At 29.0% G+C, this 22,761-nt stretch carries 22 protein-coding genes and 2 tRNA genes; 12 read left to right on the top strand and 12 right to left on the bottom strand.

Annotated elements, in window-relative coordinates:
- Positions 1-79: 79 nt before the first annotated feature.
- The 5 genes from FP421_RS04605 to FP421_RS04585 are packed head-to-tail and all read right to left on the bottom strand — an operon-like array spanning position 80 to position 5,161.
- Positions 80-1,033 (bottom strand): AAA family ATPase, encoded by a 954-nt coding sequence (locus FP421_RS04605; RefSeq protein ID WP_159948078.1) that lies wholly within the window; start codon positions 1,031-1,033, stop codon positions 80-82.
- Positions 1,033-2,415 (bottom strand): peptidylprolyl isomerase, encoded by a 1,383-nt coding sequence (locus FP421_RS04600; protein WP_159948076.1) that lies wholly within the window; start codon positions 2,413-2,415, stop codon positions 1,033-1,035. Before FP421_RS04600 ends, FP421_RS04605 begins: the two co-directional genes overlap by 1 nt.
- The gene (locus FP421_RS04595) at positions 2,381-3,229 is read right to left on the bottom strand and encodes a hypothetical protein (RefSeq protein ID WP_159948074.1); all 849 of its coding nucleotides are present in this window, start codon (positions 3,227-3,229) and stop codon (positions 2,381-2,383) included. The genes FP421_RS04600 and FP421_RS04595 overlap by 35 nt, the downstream gene beginning before the upstream one ends.
- A gap of 3 nt (positions 3,230-3,232) precedes the next feature.
- Complete coding sequence (locus FP421_RS04590) at positions 3,233-4,867, bottom strand: peptidylprolyl isomerase (protein WP_159948072.1); 1,635 nt, start codon at positions 4,865-4,867, stop codon at positions 3,233-3,235.
- Between the two features lie 12 nt (positions 4,868-4,879).
- Positions 4,880-5,161, bottom strand: a complete 282-nt coding sequence (locus FP421_RS04585) for a DUF493 family protein (protein WP_159948070.1) — start codon at positions 5,159-5,161, stop codon at positions 4,880-4,882.
- Between the two features lie 31 nt (positions 5,162-5,192).
- Between FP421_RS04585 and FP421_RS04580 the strand changes: the two genes are divergently transcribed.
- From FP421_RS04580 to FP421_RS04560, 5 genes are all read left to right on the top strand, one after another.
- Positions 5,193-5,795, top strand: coding sequence for an ATP-binding protein (locus FP421_RS04580; RefSeq protein ID WP_317163316.1), 603 nt, complete (start codon positions 5,193-5,195; stop codon positions 5,793-5,795).
- The gene (locus FP421_RS04575) at positions 5,795-7,687 is read left to right on the top strand and encodes a RecQ family ATP-dependent DNA helicase (protein WP_159948068.1); all 1,893 of its coding nucleotides are present in this window, start codon (positions 5,795-5,797) and stop codon (positions 7,685-7,687) included. The genes FP421_RS04580 and FP421_RS04575 overlap by 1 nt, the downstream gene beginning before the upstream one ends.
- Before the next feature lie 4 nt (positions 7,688-7,691).
- Positions 7,692-8,636 (top strand): methionyl-tRNA formyltransferase, encoded by a 945-nt coding sequence (gene fmt, locus FP421_RS04570; RefSeq protein ID WP_201288796.1) that lies wholly within the window; start codon positions 7,692-7,694, stop codon positions 8,634-8,636.
- 188 nt (positions 8,637-8,824) lie between these two features.
- A complete protein-coding gene (locus FP421_RS04565; RefSeq protein WP_159948066.1) occupies positions 8,825-9,097 on the top strand; it encodes an HU family DNA-binding protein in 273 nt (90 codons plus the stop codon).
- A gap of 92 nt (positions 9,098-9,189) precedes the next feature.
- Positions 9,190-9,738 carry a YqgE/AlgH family protein gene (locus FP421_RS04560; RefSeq protein WP_394350682.1) on the top strand — a complete coding sequence of 183 codons (549 nt, stop codon included), beginning with the start codon at positions 9,190-9,192 and terminating at the stop codon, positions 9,736-9,738.
- Here FP421_RS04560 and FP421_RS04555 read toward each other — a convergent pair.
- Both FP421_RS04555 and FP421_RS04550 read right to left on the bottom strand, forming a co-directional pair.
- A complete protein-coding gene (locus tag FP421_RS04555) occupies positions 9,735-10,568 on the bottom strand; it encodes an aminotransferase class IV (RefSeq protein WP_159948064.1) in 834 nt (277 codons plus the stop codon). The genes FP421_RS04560 and FP421_RS04555 overlap by 4 nt on opposite strands.
- 100 nt (positions 10,569-10,668) lie before the next feature.
- Positions 10,669-11,052, bottom strand: a complete 384-nt coding sequence (locus FP421_RS04550) for an START-like domain-containing protein (RefSeq protein ID WP_159948062.1) — start codon at positions 11,050-11,052, stop codon at positions 10,669-10,671.
- Between the two features lie 110 nt (positions 11,053-11,162).
- Here FP421_RS04550 and FP421_RS04545 point away from each other — a divergent pair.
- Together FP421_RS04545 and FP421_RS04540 are read left to right on the top strand one after the other, a co-directional pair.
- Positions 11,163-11,236 (top strand) — tRNA-Met (locus FP421_RS04545).
- An 87-nt stretch (positions 11,237-11,323) separates the two neighbouring features.
- Positions 11,324-11,396 (top strand) — tRNA-Gly (locus FP421_RS04540).
- A gap of 39 nt (positions 11,397-11,435) precedes the next feature.
- Here FP421_RS04540 and FP421_RS04535 read toward each other — a convergent pair.
- Positions 11,436-12,092, bottom strand: coding sequence for a rhomboid family intramembrane serine protease (locus tag FP421_RS04535; RefSeq protein ID WP_159948060.1), 657 nt, complete (start codon positions 12,090-12,092; stop codon positions 11,436-11,438).
- An 83-nt stretch (positions 12,093-12,175) separates the two neighbouring features.
- Here FP421_RS04535 and FP421_RS04530 point away from each other — a divergent pair, with 83 nt between their 5' ends.
- Together FP421_RS04530 and FP421_RS04525 are read left to right on the top strand one after the other, a co-directional pair.
- Positions 12,176-13,090, top strand: a complete 915-nt coding sequence (locus FP421_RS04530; protein WP_159948058.1) for a lysophospholipid acyltransferase family protein — start codon at positions 12,176-12,178, stop codon at positions 13,088-13,090.
- 13 nt (positions 13,091-13,103) lie between these two features.
- The gene (locus tag FP421_RS04525) at positions 13,104-14,027 is read left to right on the top strand and encodes a lysophospholipid acyltransferase family protein (protein WP_159948056.1); all 924 of its coding nucleotides are present in this window, start codon (positions 13,104-13,106) and stop codon (positions 14,025-14,027) included.
- Positions 14,028-14,063: 36 nt separating this feature from the next.
- Here the strand turns inward: FP421_RS04525 and glmM are convergent, their stop codons facing one another.
- A complete protein-coding gene (glmM, locus tag FP421_RS04520) occupies positions 14,064-15,458 on the bottom strand; it encodes a phosphoglucosamine mutase (RefSeq protein ID WP_159948054.1) in 1,395 nt (464 codons plus the stop codon).
- Between the two features lie 149 nt (positions 15,459-15,607).
- Between glmM and FP421_RS04515 the strand changes: the two genes are divergently transcribed.
- Positions 15,608-17,536 (top strand): potassium channel family protein, encoded by a 1,929-nt coding sequence (locus tag FP421_RS04515; RefSeq protein WP_159948052.1) that lies wholly within the window; start codon positions 15,608-15,610, stop codon positions 17,534-17,536.
- Positions 17,537-17,601: 65 nt separating this feature from the next.
- Here the strand turns inward: FP421_RS04515 and rpsA are convergent, their stop codons facing one another.
- On the bottom strand, positions 17,602-19,434 hold the full coding sequence (rpsA, locus tag FP421_RS04510) for a 30S ribosomal protein S1 (protein ID WP_159948050.1): 1,833 nt from the start codon (positions 19,432-19,434) through the stop codon (positions 17,602-17,604).
- 215 nt (positions 19,435-19,649) lie between these two features.
- Between rpsA and FP421_RS04505 the strand changes: the two genes are divergently transcribed.
- Together FP421_RS04505 and FP421_RS04500 are read left to right on the top strand one after the other, a co-directional pair.
- Positions 19,650-20,102 carry a RidA family protein gene (locus FP421_RS04505; protein ID WP_159948048.1) on the top strand — a complete coding sequence of 151 codons (453 nt, stop codon included), beginning with the start codon at positions 19,650-19,652 and terminating at the stop codon, positions 20,100-20,102.
- Between the two features lie 3 nt (positions 20,103-20,105).
- Entirely contained in the window at positions 20,106-20,735 is a 630-nt protein-coding gene (locus FP421_RS04500; RefSeq protein WP_159948546.1) for a 7-carboxy-7-deazaguanine synthase QueE, read from the top strand.
- Positions 20,736-20,832: 97 nt separating this feature from the next.
- Here the strand turns inward: FP421_RS04500 and cmk are convergent, their stop codons facing one another.
- Positions 20,833-21,528, bottom strand: coding sequence for a (d)CMP kinase (gene cmk, locus FP421_RS04495; protein ID WP_159948046.1), 696 nt, complete (start codon positions 21,526-21,528; stop codon positions 20,833-20,835).
- A 1-nt stretch (position 21,529) separates the two neighbouring features.
- Positions 21,530-22,558: a type IX secretion system protein PorQ gene (gene porQ / locus FP421_RS04490; protein ID WP_159948044.1), complete on the bottom strand. Its 1,029-nt coding sequence runs from the start codon at positions 22,556-22,558 to the stop codon at positions 21,530-21,532.
- Positions 22,559-22,761: the final 203 nt, after the last annotated feature.

Genomic DNA, 22,761 nt, shown 5'->3' with positions numbered 1-22,761 from the left:
ACACTACAAATATCTTGTAATATAATAAAAATAAAAATACGGCATTTGCCGTATTTTGAAAATTTAAACAGTACTATTCTTATAATAAGGAGTTTATAATATTAGAGAGGGTAATACCTTCTGCTTCTGCTTTATAATTCTTAATAATTCTGTGAGATAAAATTGGTATTGCAACAGCTTTTACATCTTCTATATCTGGAGAAAACTTACCGTTTACAATTGCATTTGCTTTTGCTGCTAAAATTAAATTCTGTGATGCTCTTGGTCCTGCTCCCCAATCTAAAAAAGATTTTACTATTTCTGGAGCTTTGTCTGATTTTGGTCTAGTTTTACCCACTAAATTTACTGCATATTCAATTACATTATCTGCAACAGGTACTTTGCGAACGAGTTGTTGTACTTCAATAATTTCTTTTGGAGTAAAAAGAGAATTTAATTTTTGTGTATTAATACTTGTTGTATTCTTTACAACTTGTACTTCTTCTTCGAATGTAGGATACTCTAATGAGATCGAAAACATAAATCTATCTAGCTGAGCCTCTGGTAAAGGATATGTACCTTCTTGTTCAATTGGATTTTGAGTAGCTAGAACAAAAAATGGTAAATCTAATTTGTAATGATTTCCTGAAACTGTTACTGAGCGTTCTTGCATTGCTTCTAATAATGCAGCTTGAGTTTTTGGTGGAGTTCTATTAATTTCGTCTGCTAAAATAATATTCGAAAAAATAGGGCCTTTAATAAATTTAAAATGTCTGTTTTCATCTAAAATCTCACTCCCTAAAATATCTGAAGGCATTAAGTCTGGTGTAAATTGAATTCTATTAAAACTCAATCCTAAAGCATTTGAAACAGTATTTACTAATAAAGTCTTAGCTAGACCTGGAACACCTATTAATAAAGAGTGACCTCCACAAAAAATAGATAATAGTGTAAAATCAACAGCTTCTTGTTGCCCAATAATTACTTTTCCTATTTCTGATTTAAGTAAATTGTATTTCTCTACTAAATCATGAACTGCTTTAACGTCAGACATTATTTGTTTGTTTCTTTTTTCCAATTTTTTTGAAATTCACACTTTCCGTGCTCACTTCCTATTTTTATATATGTGTCTTTAATTTTTTCTCTAGACCATTTGGTTATAGTTTCCTCTTTCTTTTTTTGAAGGGCTAATTGTTGAATTTTTACATAATCGTCAACCAAATCTGCAATATGAGTATCTGTTCTATCTTTCATTAAAATAAACTTGAACATTTTTACACCAGATCTATTTTCATCATAAAAAGGGTCAGTCATTTCTCCTTTTTTTAAATCATTAACTCTTGCATAAAATGCAGGATCCATTCTAGTCAATTCAAAACGAGATTCTCCAGTAGATGGATTTAATATCAATCCACCACTATTCTTAGTTTCATCATCCATAGAATTTTTTTTTACAGCTTCTTCAAAAGTAATCTTACCTTCTCTAATATCTTTTATGATAGAAGTTGCTTTATCTTTGATTTCGTTCATTTTATCATCAGAAACTTTTGGCTGCATTAATATATGAGATGCAATTCTTGTGTTTCCTTTTATCTCATGTAGTTGCATGATATGATATCCAAAATCTGATTTAAATGGTTTAGAAACTTGACCTATTTCTAAGGTAAAGGCCATTTCTTTAAATTCTTTGATAAAGTTAGATTCTTTTGTTACTGGATACATTCCTCCATTTTGAGTAACTCCAGGATCTTCAGAATTTATAATCGCTTTCATTTTAAAACTTGCTCCATCTTCAATTTGTTTCTTGAGTTCATTTAATTTTGTAATTATTCTTTCATTTTCTTCTTTGGTTGGGATTCCTTTAAGAACAATTTGAGCCAATTCAATTTCTGCAGGAAACTGAGGTAATTCTCCTTTTTCTTTTAAACCGTTAAAATACAAACGAACTTCTTCTGGTGTAACATCAATTTTTTCTGTAATTTTTTGTTGTTCTTTTTCAATTAAAAGATTTTCTTTTTGAACTGTAGTTAGTTCTTTCTTTAAATCATCTAAATCATTAAAACCATAAGCTTTAATTACTTTTTCTATGTTACCATATTGTTGGGTAAAGTATTGGATACTTCTTTCTACCCTAGAAGAAACCTCAACATCAGAAACAACAACACTATCTACTACAGCGTGATGTGATAATAGTTTTTGTTGCATTAGTTCTTCTAACATCTCACAATTAGAAATTTGAACTTTACCTTCGCTTCTTAGATCTACTTCTTGTTTAAATTTTTCGATATCTGAATCAAGAACAATATTTTTACCTACTACTACAGCTACTCCATCAATTTTTATTTTTTGAGCTGATGTTGATAAAAATGAAAATCCTATAATAAATAATAAGAAGTGGAATTTAATATGTTTTAAAATTGTTGTTTTGTATGGCATCTTTTACTATTATTTTTTCGATTTCTCGAATTAACTCGATCTTACGCCTGTGTAAAATCATTTGTTTAATTGTTGGTTTAATATAACTTACAGGGGCTATTTCATTACGTGGTAAAACGTCTTTTATAGCGACCAAATATAAACCTAAAGAATCTTGTTTTTGAATGAATTTTGTTTTTTTTAACAATTTTTCTTTAGAAAAAGGAAGTTTTAACAAAACCTTATCTACTGCTGTCCAAACTGAATCATTAAATTGATGAAATTTAAAACTCAACTCTTGTTTTTCTAGATCTTCTAAATCTAAAATATCATCTGACTTAAAAAGTTTTAATATCTCATCTATATCATTAATATTCTCTGAAATATGAAGGTATCTTATTTTAATTAACTCTTCATTTAACTTAAAATTCTCTTTATTAACTTTATAAAAAGAGTCGATTTCACTTTCAGTAATTAAGGTATCTAAACGTTGTTTTACCAACTCTTCTTTATAACTATTAATAAGTAAACTTTCTTTGTAATCCTTTACCAATTCATCTATTTCATTAACTACTTCTAAAGAGCTGTTATTTTTAGCTTTGTCTAACAATAATCTTTGTACTGCCCAGTCTTTTACATAACTTTTAACAATAATAATACTGTCTTGTTTTGTGACATTTGATGGAATAATAGATTTAATATCATCTTTAAATAATTTCTCTGTATTTACTATTGCTATAATATCAGATTTTACATTTTCTTTTTCTTGTAATGTAAATATATCACAGGAAGTAAAAAGAATAAGAAAAATTAATATTGCTAATAAATACCTCATTATCTATTTTTTGGCGTAAAATTTAATTAATTTTTTAAGTTGTCTTTTTTTAACATTAATTTTACTATTTCTTCTCAAATCTAAAATCCAGTTTTTCTCTAAATGGTTTTGATAATCATTAATTACCTGACCTTTCACCTCTTTTAATTCTTTAGATTTGTAATTACTCATATTTTTCTTAAAATATTTTTGTAATCCTATAGTGTCTTTACTTGATTTATTCCATATTTTTTTTTGCATTAACTCAAATAAAAGTAAACCATCTTGATACTCTTTTAATGTATAAGCATATTCTGGTTCAGTGTATATTAAATTGTCTTTATAATATGTTAACACTTCTTGATTTTTAAAATCATCATAAAGAACAAAAACAGGTTTATGTCTTCTGTTTCTAATATATTTTATAAAATCTTCTTGAATGATTTTTTTATCATTGATACTAAATAATGTATTTTGAAGAGAATCTTTAGCAATTGATCTTAATTTAGGATTATCTAAAATCTTCTTAGAATCTTCATTCTCTTGTATGTTATATTTCCTTTTTAACTTGTTGATAACTGCCTGATCAGACAATTGCATTCTAGAACTTTTCTTTACTTTATTTTTTAGTTCTTTTTTTATCTCATTAAAAGGTTTAATTGGATGTTTTTTAATCAGTTTTACAATATGCCATCCAAAACGAGTCTTAAAAGGTTTAGAAACATCTCCTTCATTTTGTAAACCAAAAGCTGCATCAGAAAATGGTTTTACCATTCTACCAGCTTTAAATTTTCCTAATTTACCTCCATTATTTTTTGAACCTGGATCTTCTGAATATTGTTTTGCTAGTTCCTCAAAAGTTTCTTTAGACAATATTCTTTGATAAATACTATCTATTTTACTTTTACCAAGCGCAGTTGTGTCTCTAACTAAAATATGAGCTGCTTCAATTTCTCCAGCAGAGGGTTTAAAATCATCTACTTGAACAATATGATATCCAAATCTAGTTTTGAATGGTTGAGAAACCTCTCCTACTTTTGTTGTGTAAGCAGCTTCTTCAAAAGGATATACCATATTAAAAGCAGAAAAATAACCTAAGTTTCCTCCATTTCCTTTTCTTCCTAATTTTGGATCTCCTTTTGCAGATGGGTCTTCTGATGTTTCAGCAGCAACTTTCTCAAAATTCTCTCCATTTACAATTCTGTTTCTAATTTTTATAATTTTATTGTATGCTGTTAAAGTATCTTTTGGTGATGCATCTCTTGGCACACGGATTAAAATATGTTTTGCTTTTACTTCATTTTTAGTTCTGTAATAGACATCTTTCACTAATTTATCAATAAATGTAGTATCTTGTAAATAAGGGGCAGAAAGCTGGTTTTTATAGGTTTCCATTTCTCTTATGTAAGATGGCAGTGTATCTAATTGTAAACTGTATGCTTCTCTAACTTTTAATTTATAGTTAATGTACAATTCTAAATTTTTTGTAACATCTTTAGCTTCAGTATCATCTATGGCATCTAGATTTTTTTCATAAATTCTTTTAAATTCAGAAACTGTTGTTTTTTCTCCATCAATAGTTACTAGAACTTTATCTTTTTTTTGTGAGAAAACTGATATTGAAATACTTAAAACAAATAATAAAACTATTTTTTTCATAAACTAATTTATTTATAACGAAATGATTCCTTTAATTTTTTCTGCTTTTTTATAATAAGATATAACTTCTTTTGAGTCTTGTACTTTTAATACGATAGAAACACTTATATATTTTCCTGTTTTAGATTTTTTTGTTGTGATAACTGCTCCTTTGTTATTAAACATGTCTTGTACTTCTGCTTCCTGATTTTCATTAGAAGGTACAATAAACTTATACATATAATCTGCAGGAAAAGAAGTAGTATCTTCTAACTGACTTTTTAATTTGGTATAAAATTCTTCTTTTTTACTCATAATTTAAATTTCTTAGCAAATTACCTGCCAAATGAAAGTCTACAAAATTACATTAAAAATTAGTTTTATTAAGGGAATGATTTATTTTTGTGATATGCAGCAAAAAATTGTGCTTATTGGCGGTCCAGGAACCGGAAAAACATCTGTATTAAACGAACTTAAAAATAGAGGATTTTTCTGTATGGATGAAATTTCTCGAGAAGTAACCTTAAAAGCTAAAGAACAAGGTATAGACCAACTTTTTTTAACTGAACCATTACTATTTAGTGAAAAATTATTAGAAGGTAGAGAACATCAATACCTAAAAGCTAATGAGAGTAAGAAGAACGTTGTTTTTTTTGATAGAGGAATTCCAGATGTACATGCCTATATGGAATACTTTAATACAGAGTATCCAAAAACTTTTATCGAAAAAAGTAATGAATACAAATACGATATAATTTTTCATTTTTCTCCATGGAGAATGATTCATACCACAGATAACGAACGTTATGAAAGCTTTGAAGAATCTCAAGAAATAGACAAACACATCCTAAAAGCTTACAGCAATTTAAAATACAATATTAAAACGGTTCCTTTCGGAACTATAGAAGAAAGAGCAAATTATATCTTAAATGAACTTTCTTTAATTTAATGTTAAAATCAGCTAAAGAAATACTAGATCAATATTGGGGATATCAAGATTTTCGACATCCTCAAAAAGAAATTATAGAAAGTGTTTTAAACAAAAATGATGTTATTGCTTTATTACCAACTGGTGGTGGAAAATCAATTTGTTTTCAAGTTCCTGCTTTAATCCATGAAGGTATTTGTTTGGTAATTTCACCTCTAATTGCTTTAATGCAAGATCAAGTAGATCATTTAAAACAAAGAAACATTAGAGCAGCAACAATTCCATCTGGGGTAACTCAAGATGAAATGATTACGCTTTTTGACAATATTAAATTTGGAAATTACAAGTTTCTTTACATTTCTCCAGAACGATTGCAATCAAGATTTATTCAGCAAAAAATTAAAGAACTCAACATCAACCTATTTGCAATTGATGAAGCACATTGTATTTCTGAGTGGGGACATGATTTTAGACCATCATATAGAAGCATTAAAACTTTAAGAACCTTAAAACCTGAGGTTTCTTTTATCGCGTTAACAGCAACTGCTAATAAAAAAGTACTGCAAGACATTTCAACAAGTTTAGAGTTTAAAAAGGCAAAAATTTATAAAAAATCATTTTATAGAGAAAATTTAGCCTATCAAATCTTTAAAATTGAAGATAAATTACAACGCTTAATTCAGATTTTCACTAAAACAAAAACGCCAGCAATTGTTTATGTAAATTCAAGAAAAAAAACTGTAGAAATTGCTAATTTTTTAAATGCAAATGGATACAAGAGTTCTTTTTATCATGGCGGATTAACCAATGCTGAAAAACAAGTTGCTTTTGACAATTGGATGAATGAAGTAACTCCAATAATTGTTGCTACAAATGCTTTTGGAATGGGAATAGACAAAGCCAATGTTGGTTTGGTAATTCATTATAATTTGCCAACAAGTATTGAAAACTACATTCAAGAAACAGGTAGAGCTGGTAGAAACCAACAAAAATCTTTTGCAGCACTTTTGTATCATGAAAATGATATTACTTTATTAGAGCAACAAACAGAAAATTCGACTCCAAACATTAAAGAAATAAAGTCTATTTTAAAAAGCTTATACCAACACTTTCAAATTGCTTATGGAGAATTACCTTTAGAATCTTACAGCTTTAACTTTAAAGATTTTTGTAAAAAATACAATTTCAGTACTCTAAAAGTTGATGTTGTACTAAAAATTTTATCTAACAACGGAATTCTTGAAATAGACAGTAACTTTAATCAAAAATCTACTTTACAATTTATGGTTTCTAGTAATGCTGTCTTAAACTACTCAAACAAAAATGTCAAACAAAAAAAATTTATTGATATAATTTTAAGAACATATGGTGGACTTTTTGAGCAAGAAACGAAAGTTAATGAATACTTTATTGCCAAAAAAGCAGGAATTACTTCTCAACAAGTCTTTGAAGAATTAAAAAAATTGGAAGAAGATAAAATTATTACTTACAAAGCAGCAACTTCTGATGTTTCTATAAATTTTATCATGCCAAGAGAAGATGACAAAACGATAAATAAAAGCACAAAAGAAATCAAAGCATATATTCATCAGAAAAAAAATAAAACAGCAGAATTCATCAACTTTGTTAGAAATGATAAAGTATGTAGAAGTATCCAGGTTTTAAAATATTTTGATGAAGATTCATCACAAAATTGCGGCATTTGTGATGTATGTATTCGTAAAAAAAGAAAAGTTCAGCAAGATGTTTCTTTACTAATACTTCAACTTTTAGAAAATAAAGAAAGTTTATCCTCTTCAGAAATGACTCAATATTTAAACGTGAATGAAAAAGACATTTTAATACATTTGCGTAATTTATTATCAGAAAATAAAATCAGCATTAATCATCAGAACAAATACCGACTTAACTAATATTATGAAAGATTTACGCATCGTTTTTATGGGTACTCCAGATTTTGCAGTTACCATTTTAAAGCATTTAGTAGAAAATAATTATACTATAGTTGGTGTTATTACAGCTACAGATAAACCTTCTGGTAGAGGAAGAAAAGTAAACGAATCTGCAGTTAAGAAGTATGCAAAATCTATAAACTTACCAGTTTTGCAACCCAAAAACTTAAAAAATAAAGATTTTGTTGACGAACTAAAAAGTTTACAAGCAGATGTACAAATTGTTGTTGCTTTTAGAATGTTACCCAAAATAGTTTGGCAAATGCCTAAATATGGTACATTTAATTTACATGCTTCTTTACTTCCTCAATATAGAGGTGCTGCTCCCATTCATTGGGCAATTATAAATGGTGAAACTAAAACAGGGGTAACTACTTTTTTTATTGATGATAAAATTGATACTGGAGAAATTATTTTACAAGATGAAATTGATATTTCTGAAGAAGAAACTGTGGGAAGTTTGCATGACAGAATGATGCATACAGGAGCTCAATTGGTCTCAAAAACGGTTGATTTGATTGCTACCAATAAAGTTACTACTATTAAACAACCTGAGTTAGAAGAAAAATCTGCTCCAAAACTAAATCCTGAAAACACTAAAATTAACTGGAACGATTCATTAGACCATATTTATAATAAAATTAGAGGATTAAATCCTTTTCCTACAGCTTGGACCTATATATATAATAACAATGAAAAAATATTAGCTAAGGTTTATGCTATCAGAAAAGAAAAAGAAGACCATCGTTTTGAAATAGGAAAATTAATTACTTCTAAAAAAGAGCTAAAAGTTGCTGTTCAAAACGGTTTTATTATCATAGATGAAATTAAACTTTCTGGTAAGAAAAAAATGGATTCAAAAAGTTTATTAAATGGCTTTTCTTTTTCTAAAGATGTAAAAATGATGTAAACCCTTTATTCGTAAGGTTTTTAGCGTTTTTTGTATTTTCCAAGTACCTTTATTAACAATTTACCGCCATTTATCAACAAAAGAGTGCTTTTTTAGGCTTCAAATTTGCATAAACCCTTAATCCGTCTATATTTGTTAAGCTATTAAGCAAAAAATATTTATTCAATAATTTTAAAAATCAATTTATTATGAACAAGTCAGATTTAATCGATGCAATGGCTGCAGATGCAGGAATTTCTAAAGTAGCAGCTAAGGCAGCTTTAGAGTCTTTTACTTCTAATGTAACATCTGCTTTAAAAGGTGGTGGTAAAGTTGCTTTAGTAGGATTTGGAACTTTCTCAGTTTCTCACAGAGCTGCAAGATCAGGAAGAAATCCTCAAACTGGAAATACTATTCAAATTGCTGCTAAAAATGTAGCTAAATTTAAAGCTGGTGCTGGATTAACAGACGCTGTAAACTAAAAGACTTAGTTTAAAGGTATACAAAAACTCTCTATTTTAGAGAGTTTTTTTTTATGCTTTATTTTTTATACATTAGTTACATAATTATTCATATGAAACCCCATAAAGGAAAATTACTAATTGCAGAACCATCAATTCTAAATGATAATTCTTTTAATAGAGCTATTGTTCTATTAACAGAGCACTCAATAAACAATTCTGTAGGATTTATATTAAATAGACAATTACAATACACTTTAAACGATTTAATTCCAGAATTAGATTGCAATTTCCCTATATATCAAGGTGGTCCAGTAGAGCAAGATAATTTATACTTTGTACATAGAGTTCCTGATTTAATTCCTGATAGTATTGAAGTAGAAAAAGGTATTTTTTGGGGAGGTAATTTTGAAACATTAAGAAACTTATTGAATGACGAACTTATATCTACTACTGATATTCGTTTCTTCTTAGGATATTCTGGATGGAGTAAAGATCAATTAGAAGATGAAATGAACCAAAATTCTTGGTTTGTTACCGAAAACAATTTTGATAATATTTTTTCTATTGATGAAGAAAATTTATGGAAAAACAAATTACTTGAAAAAGGTGGAAATTATAAACTTTGGGCAAATGCCCCAAGCGATTTTAACCTAAATTAGTTTCCTGCAATTTGTAAAATTCTTAAACTGTTTGCTAATTTTTGACCAATATCAGTTTTAAAAGTCTTCTTCTTATAATGAGTTACTGGTTGTAAACCAACAATAGCATTGGTAATAAAAACTTCATCTGCTTTCTGAATTTCAAATGGAGATATAGAAGTTTCTTCGATTGTAAAATCTTTATTTTTAGAAAGCATCTCTATCAACTTCTTTCTAACAATTCCTTTTATACAACCTTCTGTTAGCGCTGGTGTTTTTATCACATTACCTTTAATGACAAAAATATTTCCATTGGTTACTTCTACTACTCCTTTTCTTTCATTTAATAAAACACAGTTGTCCAAATCATTTTCTTCGGCAAAAATACTCGCCAAAGTATTTAACATTCTGTTATTGGTTTTCACAGTGGATAGCAGCCCTGAATAATTGTAAAAATCTTTAAAAACATCTAATTTATAGGTGGTTTTCATTTGAGATGAATGTCCTTTTACATCAATCAAATAGGCTATTTCATTGGTCTTTGGTTTATATAACCCTCCATCTTTACGAAAAACATTTAATCTTACTCTAAAGGTTGGAGCATCATCTTGCACAGCAACTGTTTTCAATATTTCTTTTTCTAAGAATTCTAAAGTGAATTCCATAGGGATTTTCATTCTTAGCATTCTCATTGATGCCATTAACCTAAAATAATGATCTTCCCAAAAGACAACTTTATTATTAATGACTTTAATGGTTTCAAAAATAGCATCTCCATATTTAAAACCTCTATTTTCTGAAGTCAGTTTTATATTTTCTGGATACAATAATTCTCCATTAAAGTTTATCATAGTTTGTAAAATTTAAAGTTGCAAAATTAATCTTTCAAAAGATAAGTGCATAAAAAAACTCAACAAAATGTTGAGTTTATATTTAATGACTATTTAGAACTTAAGCTCCAATAGTATGTTTTAATTCATCTATTTGATTTTCCCATAATTGTTTAGACTCATCAACTTCATCTTCATCATCTGCAAAATCCGTAATTATTAAAGAAACATCTTTAGTTAAAGCATCAACTTGAATTTTAATCTCGAAAAAACTATCATCATCCTCACTTTCTAACCATTTAAATCTTACTCTTTCATCAGATTTTTTTGTAATTAACTCTGCTTGTTCTTCTGTACCATCCCATTCAAAAGTAAAAATTTTACCTCTAGAATTTACTTTATCAGCAAACCATTCCTGTAAATTTGAAGGTGATGATATATATTGGTATAACATATGCGGAGAGGCATGAATAGGGATTTCTAATTCAAATTTTACTTTATCCATTATAAACGTGTTGGGTTCACAATATAGGTATTAATTCTATTTAAAAAAAATTAAAAACACATCTTGCTAATCTGCAAAATTAAATTATATTTGCAGCCTCAAAACCTAATGGCGAGGTAGCTCAGTTGGTTAGAGCGCAGGATTCATAACCCTGAGGTCACGGGTTCAAATCCCGTCTTCGCTACAAAATCCCAAATTTTTTTTTGGGATTTTTTATTTAAAAATCATTGTAGAACTCAAAAATGATTTTATATTTGCAGTCCTTTACCATGCGAGAGTAGCTCAGTTGGTAGAGCGTCAGCCTTCCAAGCTGAATGTCGCCAGTTCGAACCTGGTCTCTCGCTCAAAAAAACCGAAACTAAATAGTTTCGGTTTTTTTATTGCTATAAATTTTTCATTTTTTTTCCAAAAAGTAATAATAGTATAATAGGGATTCCTAAGCTGATTACCAATATTTTATTAGTTGATAATAATATAGGCTGTAATACCAAAGTAATTACAAAACCTCCTATTGCTCCACCTAAATGTGCAGAATGTCCAACATTACCCAATTGTTTTTTCATACCGTAGATAGAATACAAAAGATAACCAACTCCAAAAATATAACCTGGTATTGGTATGGGGATAAAGAATAAATACAAACTCATTCCTGGATATAAAAGAATTGAAGAATACACAATACCAGAAACTGCGCCTGATGCACCAACTGAACTATAATAAGGTTCGTCTTTGTGATAATATAAAGAATACAAACTACCTGCTATTAAGCTCCCAAAGTAGATCATCAGAAAATTTGGTGTATTTAAAACTCTTGCAACAATATCTCCAAATAAATATAGTGCATACATATTGAAACCAAGGTGAATCCAATCAACATGTAAAAAACCAGATGTTAATGTTCTTATTTTTTCTCCTGCTAAAATTCTACTAACTTGAAATTTATATTTATCCAAGAAAGAATACTCTTTAAAGCCTTTCATTGATACTAATACATTAGCAATAATGATTATTAAAACAGCTTGATTTATATTATTCATCATACAACAAACATACTAAAAACAGATTAGTAAATCTATTGCGTTTTAAATTTAAATCCGATATTTGTAGCTTAAAAGAGAAGTTAATGAACTTTGTTATTTTTATAATTACTTATCCTCTTATATGGTTATTTTCAAAACTACCTATGAGGATTTTATATTTAAAATCAGATTTTCTATTTTTAATCGTGTACCATGTAGTTGGGTATCGAAAAAATGTTGTTTTAGACAACCTAAATTTAGCGTATCCAGAAAAGTCTTTAAAAGAAAAAAAAGCAATCTCTAAAGCTTTTTACAAACACTTTACAGATTCTTTTATAGAAACCATAAAAGGTTTATCTATTAGTGAAAAAGAAATAAAAAAAAGATATAGTTACTCTAATCCTGAATTGGTAAATGATATTATCACTGAAGGGAAAAGTATTGCCTTAACAAGAGCACATCATGCCAATTGGGAATGGTGTATTAATATGCCTCTTTTTTTAAATTGTAAAGTAAAGAGTGCTTACACTACTATTAGCAATCCTTATTTTAATAAATTGGTTAAGGCTTCTAGAGAAAAATTTGGTATGGATTGTTATCCTTCATCTAGAAGTGTAAGAGAAATTCATCAAGATTATAGAAATAAATCTCAAGGAGTTTATAATTTAGTGAGCGATCAATCTCCACAATTACATACAGCTACTTATTGGACTAATTTTTTTGGAGTCTATGTTCCTGTTTTTACTGGTCCAGAGGCATTAGCAAAGAAGTTTGATCTGGCAGTAGTGAACTGTGTAACCACTAAAGTTAAAAGAGGGTATTATAATACAGAGTTTCAGTTAATCACCAAGAATCCTAAAGCACTTGAAGAGCATGAAATTACTGACAAATATTTACAATTAACTGAAGAATTTGTAAAAAACCAACCTCAATATTATCTATGGTCTCATAAAAGGTTCAAACATAAGGACCGTTTTGAAGAATGGAAGAAATTAAAGATTTCTAAAAAGAAAAAGTAATTACTAGTATATTTTGCAGCGATTCATTTTCTACATAACATACCCTATTCTTTGGTTTCTCTCCATATTACCAATGCGATTATTATATATAATCTCAGATTTTTTTTATGTATTGATGTACTTTGTTTTTAGATATCGGAAAAAGGTTATTATAAAAAACATAACTACCGCTTTTCCAAAAAAAACAGAAAAAGAAATAAAAACGATTACCAAAAAGTTTTACAGACATTTTACTGATATGATTGTAGAGAGTGTAAAAGCGTTTACAATTTCAAAAAAAGAGATTCAGAAAAGATATCAATATAAAAATCCTGAGTTAGTTAATAAATTTGCTGAACAAGGCAAAAGTATTGCTTTAGTAGGAGCGCATCTTGCTAATTGGGAGTGGTCTACTAGCTTACCTCTAGTTTTAAACATTAATGTTTTTGGTGCTTATAATAAACTAAGAAATGAAACCTTTGAAACGAAACTAAGAACAACTAGAGAAAGATTTGGGGTTAAAGGAGGTAAAACTTCAGATTTTGTGAATTTGATAAATAATAACTTTAACAATAAAATTCAAGGTGCTTATATTTTATTAAGTGATCAATCTCCCATGATTCCAAAAACATTTCATTGGGCAGAATTCTTTGGGGTTAAAGTTCCTGTTCATACTGGCGCAGAAATGCTTGCTAAAAAACATGACTTGGTTGTCATTAACTATAGAGCTAAAAAGATTAAAAGAGGGTATTATGAAGTGGATTTTGAGTTGATTACAGACAACCCAAAAGAATATCAAAACTATGACCTTTCTGAAAAATTTCTAAAAATTACCGAAAGAAATATCTGTGAGCAACCAGAATTCTATTTATGGTCTCACAAACGTTTTAAACACAAAGACCGTTTTGAAGAATGGAAAGAACTCATGGCTAAAAAGAAAAAAGAGAAGAAAAATTAATTTCTTCTCTTTTTTCTTTTTAAAGTTTCTGCCACTTTAAATACCTGCTATTGCTTTTATCTCAGTAATAAAACGCTCTGCTAAAGCATCTGCTGCAACTTGAGATTTTGCTTCTGTATATATTCTAATAATGGGCTCTGTATTTGATTTTCTTAAGTGAATCCACTCTTCTGCAAAATCAATTTTAACACCATCAATAGTATTTACATCTTCGTTGACATATTTGTTAGCCATAGTTTCTAACAATTGATCTACATCTATTTGAGGAGTCAACTGAATTTTGTTTTTACTCATAAAATAACTCGGATAAGAATCACGTAATTCTTTACAAGTCATTTTTTGATGCGCTAAATGCGACAAGAATAATGCAACTCCTACTAGAGAGTCACGTCCGTAATGAGAAGCAGGATAAATGATTCCTCCATTTCCTTCTCCACCAATTACAGTATTGGTTTCTTTCATTTTGATAACTACATTCACTTCTCCAACTGCTGATGCAGTATATGTTCCTCCATGTTTTTGTGTTACATCTCTTAATGCTCTAGAGGATGATAAATTAGAAACTGTATTTCCACCTCCTAATTGTCCTAAAACATAATCTGCACAAGCTACTAACGTATATTCTTCACCAAACATAGAACCATCATTACAAACCAAAGCAAGTCTATCTACATCTGGATCTACTACAATTCCGAAGTCTGCTTTTTCTTTTACAACTAGTTCAGAAATATCCGTTAAATGTTCTTTTAAGGGTTCTGGATTGTGTGGAAATTGTCCATTAGGAGTACAATACAACTCTACACATTCTACATTCAATTCCTTCAATAAAGCAGGAATAAAAATTCCTCCAGTAGAATTTACAGCATCAACAACTACTTTAAAATTCGCATTTTTTATAGCATCAACATCTACCAATTCTAAATTTAAAACTTCTTGAATGTGTTTTTCTACATAAGACGAATCTTTTGTATATGTACCTAAATCATCAACTTCAGAAAATTTAAAATCTTCATTTTCTGCCAATTCTAAAATCTGCTCTCCTTCTGCTCCGTTTAAAAATTCTCCCTTTTCGTTTAATAGTTTTAACGCATTCCATTGTTTTGGATTGTGAGATGCTGTTAGAATAATTCCTCCATCTGCATTTTCTAAAGGCACAGCAACTTCTACTGTTGGTGTGGTTGACAAGCCTAAATCGATAACATCAATTCCTAAACCTACTAAAGTATTGGCCACTAAACTGGAAATCATTTTTCCAGAAATACGAGCATCTCTACCAATAACTACTTTTATAGTATTTTTTTCTTTGTTTCTTTCTTTGATAAATGCTCCGTAAGCTGAAGCAAATTTTACAGCATCAATAGGAGTTAAATTATCAGCCGTTTTTCCGCCAATTGTTCCTCTAATTCCTGATATCGATTTTATTAGTGTCATTGTATTTTTATTATCTAAGCAAAGATAATTTATTTGAGGAGATGCTGAAACAAGTCTTTAAAAAATAAAAAACCGTAACTTTATAAAAACCAATTAGTTGTAATATTTTAAAAAATAACATACTAATTTATAATAAAACTAACCTATCCATGTTAAAAAAAGCACTATTGCTATGCTTGTTTTTTATAACAGCATTTTGCTATACACAAGAAAAAAAACTTACCTACAGAGAGTATTCTTACACAGAATTCTTTAAACTTATTGAGAAAGAAAAAGATTCTGTATTTGTATTAGAGAATGCACTTGTCAAATACAAAGAACCTTCAGATTCTATCTACAAATACAAACCAATAACTATAAATAAAAATAATTTTAATAGAATTGATACTATATATATTAATAAAGAATTAAAACTCCAAAATGTTCAATTTATCCCATATCCAACTGAAGGTTTTAGCATTGACAATGTTAAATCAGGTAATTTTGAGCTGAACATTTTTGGTTTTAATCATATAAATTTCAAAAAAAAAGTTACATTAAGAAATACGTTAGCAGTCCTTTTTAATGAATGTGTTTTTGAAAATACATTAACCGTAACTAATAATGACCCAATTATAAACGACATTTATAATTATATCGAAAAAAATGAGAATAGATATAATTCTGAATCAGCAATTAGACAAACAGATTTTATTTTAAACTCATCCGAATTAAGAAAAGGGCTTTCTTTTATATTCGACTATGAGAATACAGATAATTTATATGAAGGTGAAGTTGGAATTACAAACTCAAAAATCCGGAAAATTCCAAATTCTGTCAACTTAAATGTATGGGGCAGTGATATCAGGTGCAAAAATCTTAATTATCTAAATATCAATAATTTAACATTCTATAATCAAGCACGTATTTATAACACTAATATTGGACGTTATTTCAGTTTTACAAAAAATAAATTTGAAGATATTTTATATTTTTATTACTCTGCAAAAACTGATAAAAGCTACATAGAAATCAAAAATAATATATTCACAAAACATGTGATAACAAATATAAATAAATTGTCTAAAAGTTCTGAAATCGAATGGGATAACTTTAGTAATAAACTAATTAATAGCAATTCTTTTAGTGAGTTTTTCCATACATTAAGAGATAATGAAAAATTTGGAGTTGTTGAAAGTTATAAAAGGCTTGAAAAATTAGATAACAAGAAAGATTCTTTAATTAAAGTGTATAAAAACTCTTACTTATTATCTCATAAAAGTGCCTTAAAAAAAGAAGTCCAATTAAGAGTTAATTATTATGATTTTTATAAAAGTCAACAAGACTTAGAAAGCTCTAATGCGCTATATATTGAATATAAGGACTTATTATTAATTCAATCAAGAGAGGAATATAAACAGAACTCTACTTTCGAAACATTTTTTAAATGGCGAATCAATCAGTTTTTAAAAATATTTTCTGACTATGGTACAAAACCAGAAAAATCTGTAGTTTTTTCTATGTACGTAATTTTACTCTTTGCATTTATTTATTTGTTATTTCCTAATTCTTGGGATTCTCATGGTAGAAAGCGAATTATGAATAGATATGCATTCTTCTTTACCTATATGAATAAAAAATCAGGCATTCATGAAGTGTATTTAGACCATCAACAAGAAGAGCTCTTAGAGTTTGATGAGTTTAAAAATTTGGTAGAAAAACAAGGAAAAACAGTTCCAAAATTTTTTACAGCAACAGCTCTCCCACTTTATAAATGGGCCATTTCGGGCACCAAAATATCAGCCTCTTTTTTGAGTAAAATTGATATTATGAAAGGCACTTGGCAAGAGCTACCAAAACATCAGCGCATTTGGAAAGCTGTTTTACTCATTGGAGCTTTTTTGGTTGCTATAATTTATGATATTTTTATAAAAATGCTAAACGCCTTAATGTTATCCATAAACACATTTACTACCTTAGGTTTTGGAGAAATTCCTATAAAAGGATTGCCACGTTATTTGGCAATCATTCAAGGTTTTATTGGTTGGTTTATGTTGACTATTTTCTCTGTTTCGTTAATCTCTCAATTATTAAACTAAAAAAGCCGTTGCAAATTGCAACGGCTTTCGGATATTATACATATCAGCTTTTTATAAAAGAAGAATTACTTCTTTTTGTTTCCTGCTTCCATTTTCTTTTTTAAGTCTGCAAGACCACCAATATCACCTAAGGTAGTTTTTTCTGCTTCAGCTGCTTTTTTAACTGCTGCTTTCACATTTCTTTTCTCTTGCTCTTTAAAGATAGATGTATGAGACACTACAATTCTTCTGTATTCTTTAGAAAATTCTAAAACCACAAATTCTACAGTATCACCTTTACCTAATTTAGAACCATCTTCTTTTTCTAAGAAACGAGTTGGTGCAAAACCTTCAACATCACCTGGTAAAGTTACAGTTGCTCCTTTATCGTTCTTATCTTTGATAGTTCCTTCGTGTTTAGAACCGATTGCAAACGTAGCTTCGTGAGCATCCCAAGGATTATCTTGTGTTTGCTTGTGACCTAAGTTTAACTTTCTGTTTTCAACATCTAATTCTAAAACTTGAACTTCTAATTCTTGACCAACAGTTACAAAATCTGATGGATGCTTGATTTTCTTAGTCCAAGATAAATCTGAGATGTATACTAAACCATCAATACCTTCTTCTAATTCTACAAATACACCAAAGTTAGTATAGTTTCTTACTGTACCAGTATGTGTTGAACCAACAGGGTATTTAGTAGTAATATCTGTCCAAGGATCTGGGTGTAATTGTTTGATACCTAAAGACATTTTACGGTCTTCTCTATCTAAAGTTAAGATTTGAGCCTCTACTTTATCGCCAACTTTTACAAAATCTTGTGCAGAACGTAAGTGTGTTGACCAAGACATTTCAGAAACGTGAATTAATCCTTCAACTCCTTGCTCTACTTCTACAAATGCACCATAATCAGCTAAAACAACAACTTCTCCAGTTACTTTATCACCAACTTTTAATTCAGCATTTAAAGCTTCCCATGGATGAGCAGATAATTGTTTTAAACCTAATTGGATTCTTGATTTGTTATCATCAAAGTCTAAGATTACAACATTTAATTTTTGATCTAACTCAACAACCTCATTTGGATGATTGATTCTTGACCAAGATAAATCTGTAATGTGTACTAAACCATCAACACCACCTAAATCAACAAATACACCATAAGAAGTAATGTTTTTAACAACACCTTCTAATACTTGTCCTTTTTCTAACTGACCAATGATTTCTTTTTTCTGTAATTCGATATCAGCTTCAATAAGTGCTTTATGAGATACAACAACGTTTTTAAACTCATGGTTGATTTTCACAACTTTGAATTCCATTGTTTTTTCTACATACTGATCGTAATCTCTAATTGGTTTCACATCAATTTGAGAACCTGGTAAAAATGCTTCGATACCGAAAACATCTACAATCATACCACCTCTAGTTCTACATTTAACAAAACCGTTAACTACTTCTCCAGTTTCGTGAGCATTGTTAACACGCTCCCAAGCCTTAATTACTCTTGCTTTTCTGTGAGATAATACTAATTGACCAGAAGAATCTTCTCTTTTATCAACTAATACTTCTACAGTATCACCCACAGCTAAACTAGGGTTGTAACGAAATTCGTTTAAAGAAATAACTCCTTCAGATTTAGAGTTGATATCAATAATTGCATCTCTGTCTGTAATTCTAATTACAGTTCCTTCGATTACATCACTTTCGTTAACAAAACCAATTGTTCCTTTTAAAGCTTCTTCAAACTCTTTTAATTTCTCATCATCAACTTCATCAATACCTTCTTCGTATTTGTGCCAGTTAAAATCAGCTAAAAATTGTTGTGGATCTTGTTTTTCTTCAACAGCAGGAGTTGCTGTTTCTTGTACTTCAGTAGCAACTACTTGCTCTTCAGTGTTTTTAGTTTCTTCAGACATTTCTGAAAATAAAATTTGTATCTTGCTGTTATTCAGATTTTTAACGATAAAAACGTCAAGAGATGTTTTTAAATTTTGTTTTCTAATATTCCTTTTTTAAATCTGTTCTCGTAAAAAGGAGTGCAAATTTACAAAAATCATTTGATTTTTAAAGACTTAGATTAAAAATTATCCTTTTTTTTCTGATTATATTTGCAACTGATAATCAAAATCTTATGAAATTACAATTCAAAATATTAATCTTTTTATTTCTGATGTTAAGTTTTTCATGCAAAAACGAATTAAAATCGGTTGTAAAACATCATAAATCTCACGAAAAAAGTAGACAAAATGTTCCATATTCTGATGCTGTTCAGGTTGATAATATATACTTTCTAACTGGTCAGATTGGTAAAAATCATACTACTGGAAAATTAGTTGAAGGTGGCATTGAAGCTGAAACCAAACAAGCTATTCTAAATATTAGATCAGTTTTAAATCATCATAAATTAACTTTGAATGATGTTGTAAAATGCACTGTTATTTTAGCAGATATAAATGATTTTTCTAAAATGAATACAATTTATCGTTCTTTTTTTAAGGATAATCTACCTGCAAGAACTACATTTGCAGCCAATTTAGTTGCAGGAGCAAAAATTGAAATAGAAGTAGTTGCTGCCAGAAAGTAGATGATGGATAATAAGACACAAGATTTAGTAGATAAAGGAATTATGCTTCCGTTAATGGAAGAGTTTTACACCATTCAAGGCGAAGGTTCTCATACAGGAACTGCAGCTTATTTTATAAGAGTTGGTGGCTGTGATGTGGGTTGCCATTGGTGTGATGTTAAAGAAAGCTGGAATGCAGATTTACACCCTCCAACCTTAGCAGATACTATTGTTAATAATGCAAAAAAATATGCTAATACAGTAGTAATAACTGGTGGTGAACCTTTAATGTGGTCTATGGATTATTTGACAAATTTACTCCAAGAAAACAATATTAAAACACACATTGAAACTTCTGGTGCGTATTCTTTTTCTGGGAAATGGGATTGGTTTTGTCTGTCCCCAAAGAAAACAAAACTTCCTTTAAAAGAAGTTTATAAAGAGGCCGACGAATTAAAAATGATTATTCATAACAAATCAGATTTCGATTTTGCTGAACAAGAAGCTGCAAAAGTTCCCAAGAAATGTCAACTTTTTTTACAACCAGAATGGAGTAAGAAAGAAAAAATGACCGAAGAAATTGTGGAGTATGTGATGAAAAATCCAAAATGGAAAATTTCTTTACAAACTCATAAATACTTAAATATCCCTTAATATTTTTTTAAGCTTTATCCTGCTATTCTCTATATCTTTTCTTCATTCTTCAGAAAAGGATGTTGCTATTATGAGGGCTAATCATACTTATTATCTTTTAGGATTTAGCCAATTTTTGGTCAACTAAAGAACATATTCTCTCAAATTGTTCTTCAATAGTCATATCAGAATTATCGAATTCAATAGCATCATCAGCTTTAACTAAAGGGGAATCTTTTCTTGTTGAGTCTATTCTATCTCGCTCTTGAACGTTAAATAAAATATCCTCAAAACTAACTTTATCACCTTTATCAATCAGTTCTTTATAACGTCTAGTTGCTCTTTTATCAGCAGATGCTGCCATAAATAATTTTAAATCAGCATCAGGAAAAACTACTGTTCCAATATCTCTACCATCCATGACAACTCCTCCATCTCTTCCCATATTTTGTTGTTCAGCTACCAACTTTTTTCTTACCTCAGAAATAGCAGCAACTTTACTTACTAATTGAGAAACTTCTAAAGTTCTAATTTCATTTTCAACATTTTTATCATTCAAAAACATTTCAGCAAAACCTAACTCATCATTAAAACAAAAAGAAAGAGTAACTTTATCCAAGCACTGAATTAATGCTTCTTTTTTAAGAGAATCTTTATCTACAAAACCATTTTGTTTTGCAAATAAAGTAACAGCTCTGTACATAGCTCCTGTATCTACATATACATAATTGTATTTTTTGGCTAATAATTTGGCAATAGTACTTTTTCCTGTTGATGAAAAACCATCTATAGCTATCGTAATTTTTTTACTCATATTATCTTCTTCTATCTAAATCAATTAACAAACTAAAAGTACTTGCATTTACTGCTGAATGAAACCGAGAATAGGCATAGTTTATTTTAATTTTATTCATCTTTAAACCAAAACCAAAAGAAATACCACTAAATGTTCTTGCATTTTGAAGTTTTAGTTCTGCTGCCCTTCTAAAATTATAACCTATTCTTAAATTTATTGCACTTTCTGGAAACAATTCTGCTCCAATGACAACATGTCTCAAAGCATTACCAATAAAACCAACTTCATCTTGAGTTACATTTCCCTCTAAATCTGTTGTTTGATCAGATGGATTTGGTACAGATAAGTCCCATTGTTGTAAGTTATCTAATGTAACATACCATTTTAAAGGCACATGATCTAATTGATAAGAACCACCTAATGCCAATCGAAAAGGAAGTCTCTCTTGTTCTCCACCATAAGTTTGGATTTGAGTTCCTATATTTCTTGCAACTAAAGTAATTATAAATACTTGAGAAGGATCATTATAAAGAAGCGCCAAATCTGATGAAATACCAGTAGACGAAAAATTTGAAATGTTTGAATTAATTATTCGAATATTAGATCCAAAATAAAGATTTGTCCAAGGAATATTAATAGCGTAACCAATAGAAACAGCGATATCATTGGCATTAAAATTTCCGGTTTCATTTCCTTGAGCATCAGCACCTATTAGAGTCCCATAATCCAGGTATTTTATACTTCCATGGATAGTTCCAAATCTTCTAGAAATAGTTTTACCGTAAGATAATGAGCCAATATTTATTCCAGCCAAATAGCTTGTATAATTTACAGAAAGCTTATTATCAATATCAGTACTAATTACTGACGGATTCCATATAGGTTGATTTACATCATCTAAAATAGTTAATACTTCTCCTCCTAATGCAACTTGTCTTGCTGAGGTAGATAGGTTTAAAAATTGATACACTTCTTCACCTCCAACTTGTGCGTATATTGACAAATAGCATGATAAAAAATTAAAAAAAAGTAACTTTTTAAATTTCATTTAACCTACAAACATTCTTACATTAACGATAACGAAAATACTTCAATATATTACAAAAAAGGTATAAAAAGTCATAAAAAAAACCTCATATCAAAAGATATGAGGTTTAATATACTGAAAAGATTCAGTATTAAAGAAAGGCAGCGACCTACTCTCCCACATAAATGCAGTACCATCGGCGCTATTGGGCTTAACTACTCTGT

It is taken from the genome of Polaribacter septentrionalilitoris (assembly GCF_009832745.1).
Taxonomy (GTDB): Bacteria; Bacteroidota; Bacteroidia; order Flavobacteriales; family Flavobacteriaceae; genus Polaribacter; species Polaribacter septentrionalilitoris.
Note: the sequence above shows the minus strand (reverse complement) of the source record. Positions and strands in the feature narration are given on the sequence as shown.

Coding starts and splice junctions, on each gene's coding strand:
- FP421_RS04585 (WP_159948070.1), bottom strand. CDS start 5,161: ATGAGTAAAAAAGAAGAATTTTATACCAAATTAAAAAGTCAGTTAGAA.
- rpsA (WP_159948050.1), bottom strand. CDS start 19,434: ATGTCTGAAGAAACTAAAAACACTGAAGAGCAAGTAGTTGCTACTGAA.
- FP421_RS04605 (WP_159948078.1), bottom strand. CDS start 1,033: ATGTCTGACGTTAAAGCAGTTCATGATTTAGTAGAGAAATACAATTTA.
- FP421_RS04505 (WP_159948048.1), top strand. CDS start 19,650: ATGAAATTACAATTCAAAATATTAATCTTTTTATTTCTGATGTTAAGT.
- cmk (WP_159948046.1), bottom strand. CDS start 21,528: ATGAGTAAAAAAATTACGATAGCTATAGATGGTTTTTCATCAACAGGA.
- fmt (WP_201288796.1), top strand. CDS start 7,692: ATGAAAGATTTACGCATCGTTTTTATGGGTACTCCAGATTTTGCAGTT.
- FP421_RS04560 (WP_394350682.1), top strand. CDS start 9,190: ATGAAACCCCATAAAGGAAAATTACTAATTGCAGAACCATCAATTCTA.
- FP421_RS04550 (WP_159948062.1), bottom strand. CDS start 11,052: ATGGATAAAGTAAAATTTGAATTAGAAATCCCTATTCATGCCTCTCCG.
- glmM (WP_159948054.1), bottom strand. CDS start 15,458: ATGACACTAATAAAATCGATATCAGGAATTAGAGGAACAATTGGCGGA.
- FP421_RS04555 (WP_159948064.1), bottom strand. CDS start 10,568: ATGATAAACTTTAATGGAGAATTATTGTATCCAGAAAATATAAAACTG.
- FP421_RS04600 (WP_159948076.1), bottom strand. CDS start 2,415: ATGCCATACAAAACAACAATTTTAAAACATATTAAATTCCACTTCTTA.
- FP421_RS04535 (WP_159948060.1), bottom strand. CDS start 12,092: ATGATGAATAATATAAATCAAGCTGTTTTAATAATCATTATTGCTAAT.
- FP421_RS04515 (WP_159948052.1), top strand. CDS start 15,608: ATGTTAAAAAAAGCACTATTGCTATGCTTGTTTTTTATAACAGCATTT.
- FP421_RS04575 (WP_159948068.1), top strand. CDS start 5,795: ATGTTAAAATCAGCTAAAGAAATACTAGATCAATATTGGGGATATCAA.
- FP421_RS04595 (WP_159948074.1), bottom strand. CDS start 3,229: ATGAGGTATTTATTAGCAATATTAATTTTTCTTATTCTTTTTACTTCC.
- FP421_RS04565 (WP_159948066.1), top strand. CDS start 8,825: ATGAACAAGTCAGATTTAATCGATGCAATGGCTGCAGATGCAGGAATT.
- FP421_RS04590 (WP_159948072.1), bottom strand. CDS start 4,867: ATGAAAAAAATAGTTTTATTATTTGTTTTAAGTATTTCAATATCAGTT.
- porQ (WP_159948044.1), bottom strand. CDS start 22,558: ATGAAATTTAAAAAGTTACTTTTTTTTAATTTTTTATCATGCTATTTG.
- FP421_RS04530 (WP_159948058.1), top strand. CDS start 12,176: ATGAACTTTGTTATTTTTATAATTACTTATCCTCTTATATGGTTATTT.
- FP421_RS04580 (WP_317163316.1), top strand. CDS start 5,193: ATGAAAGTCTACAAAATTACATTAAAAATTAGTTTTATTAAGGGAATG.
- FP421_RS04500 (WP_159948546.1), top strand. CDS start 20,106: ATGGATAATAAGACACAAGATTTAGTAGATAAAGGAATTATGCTTCCG.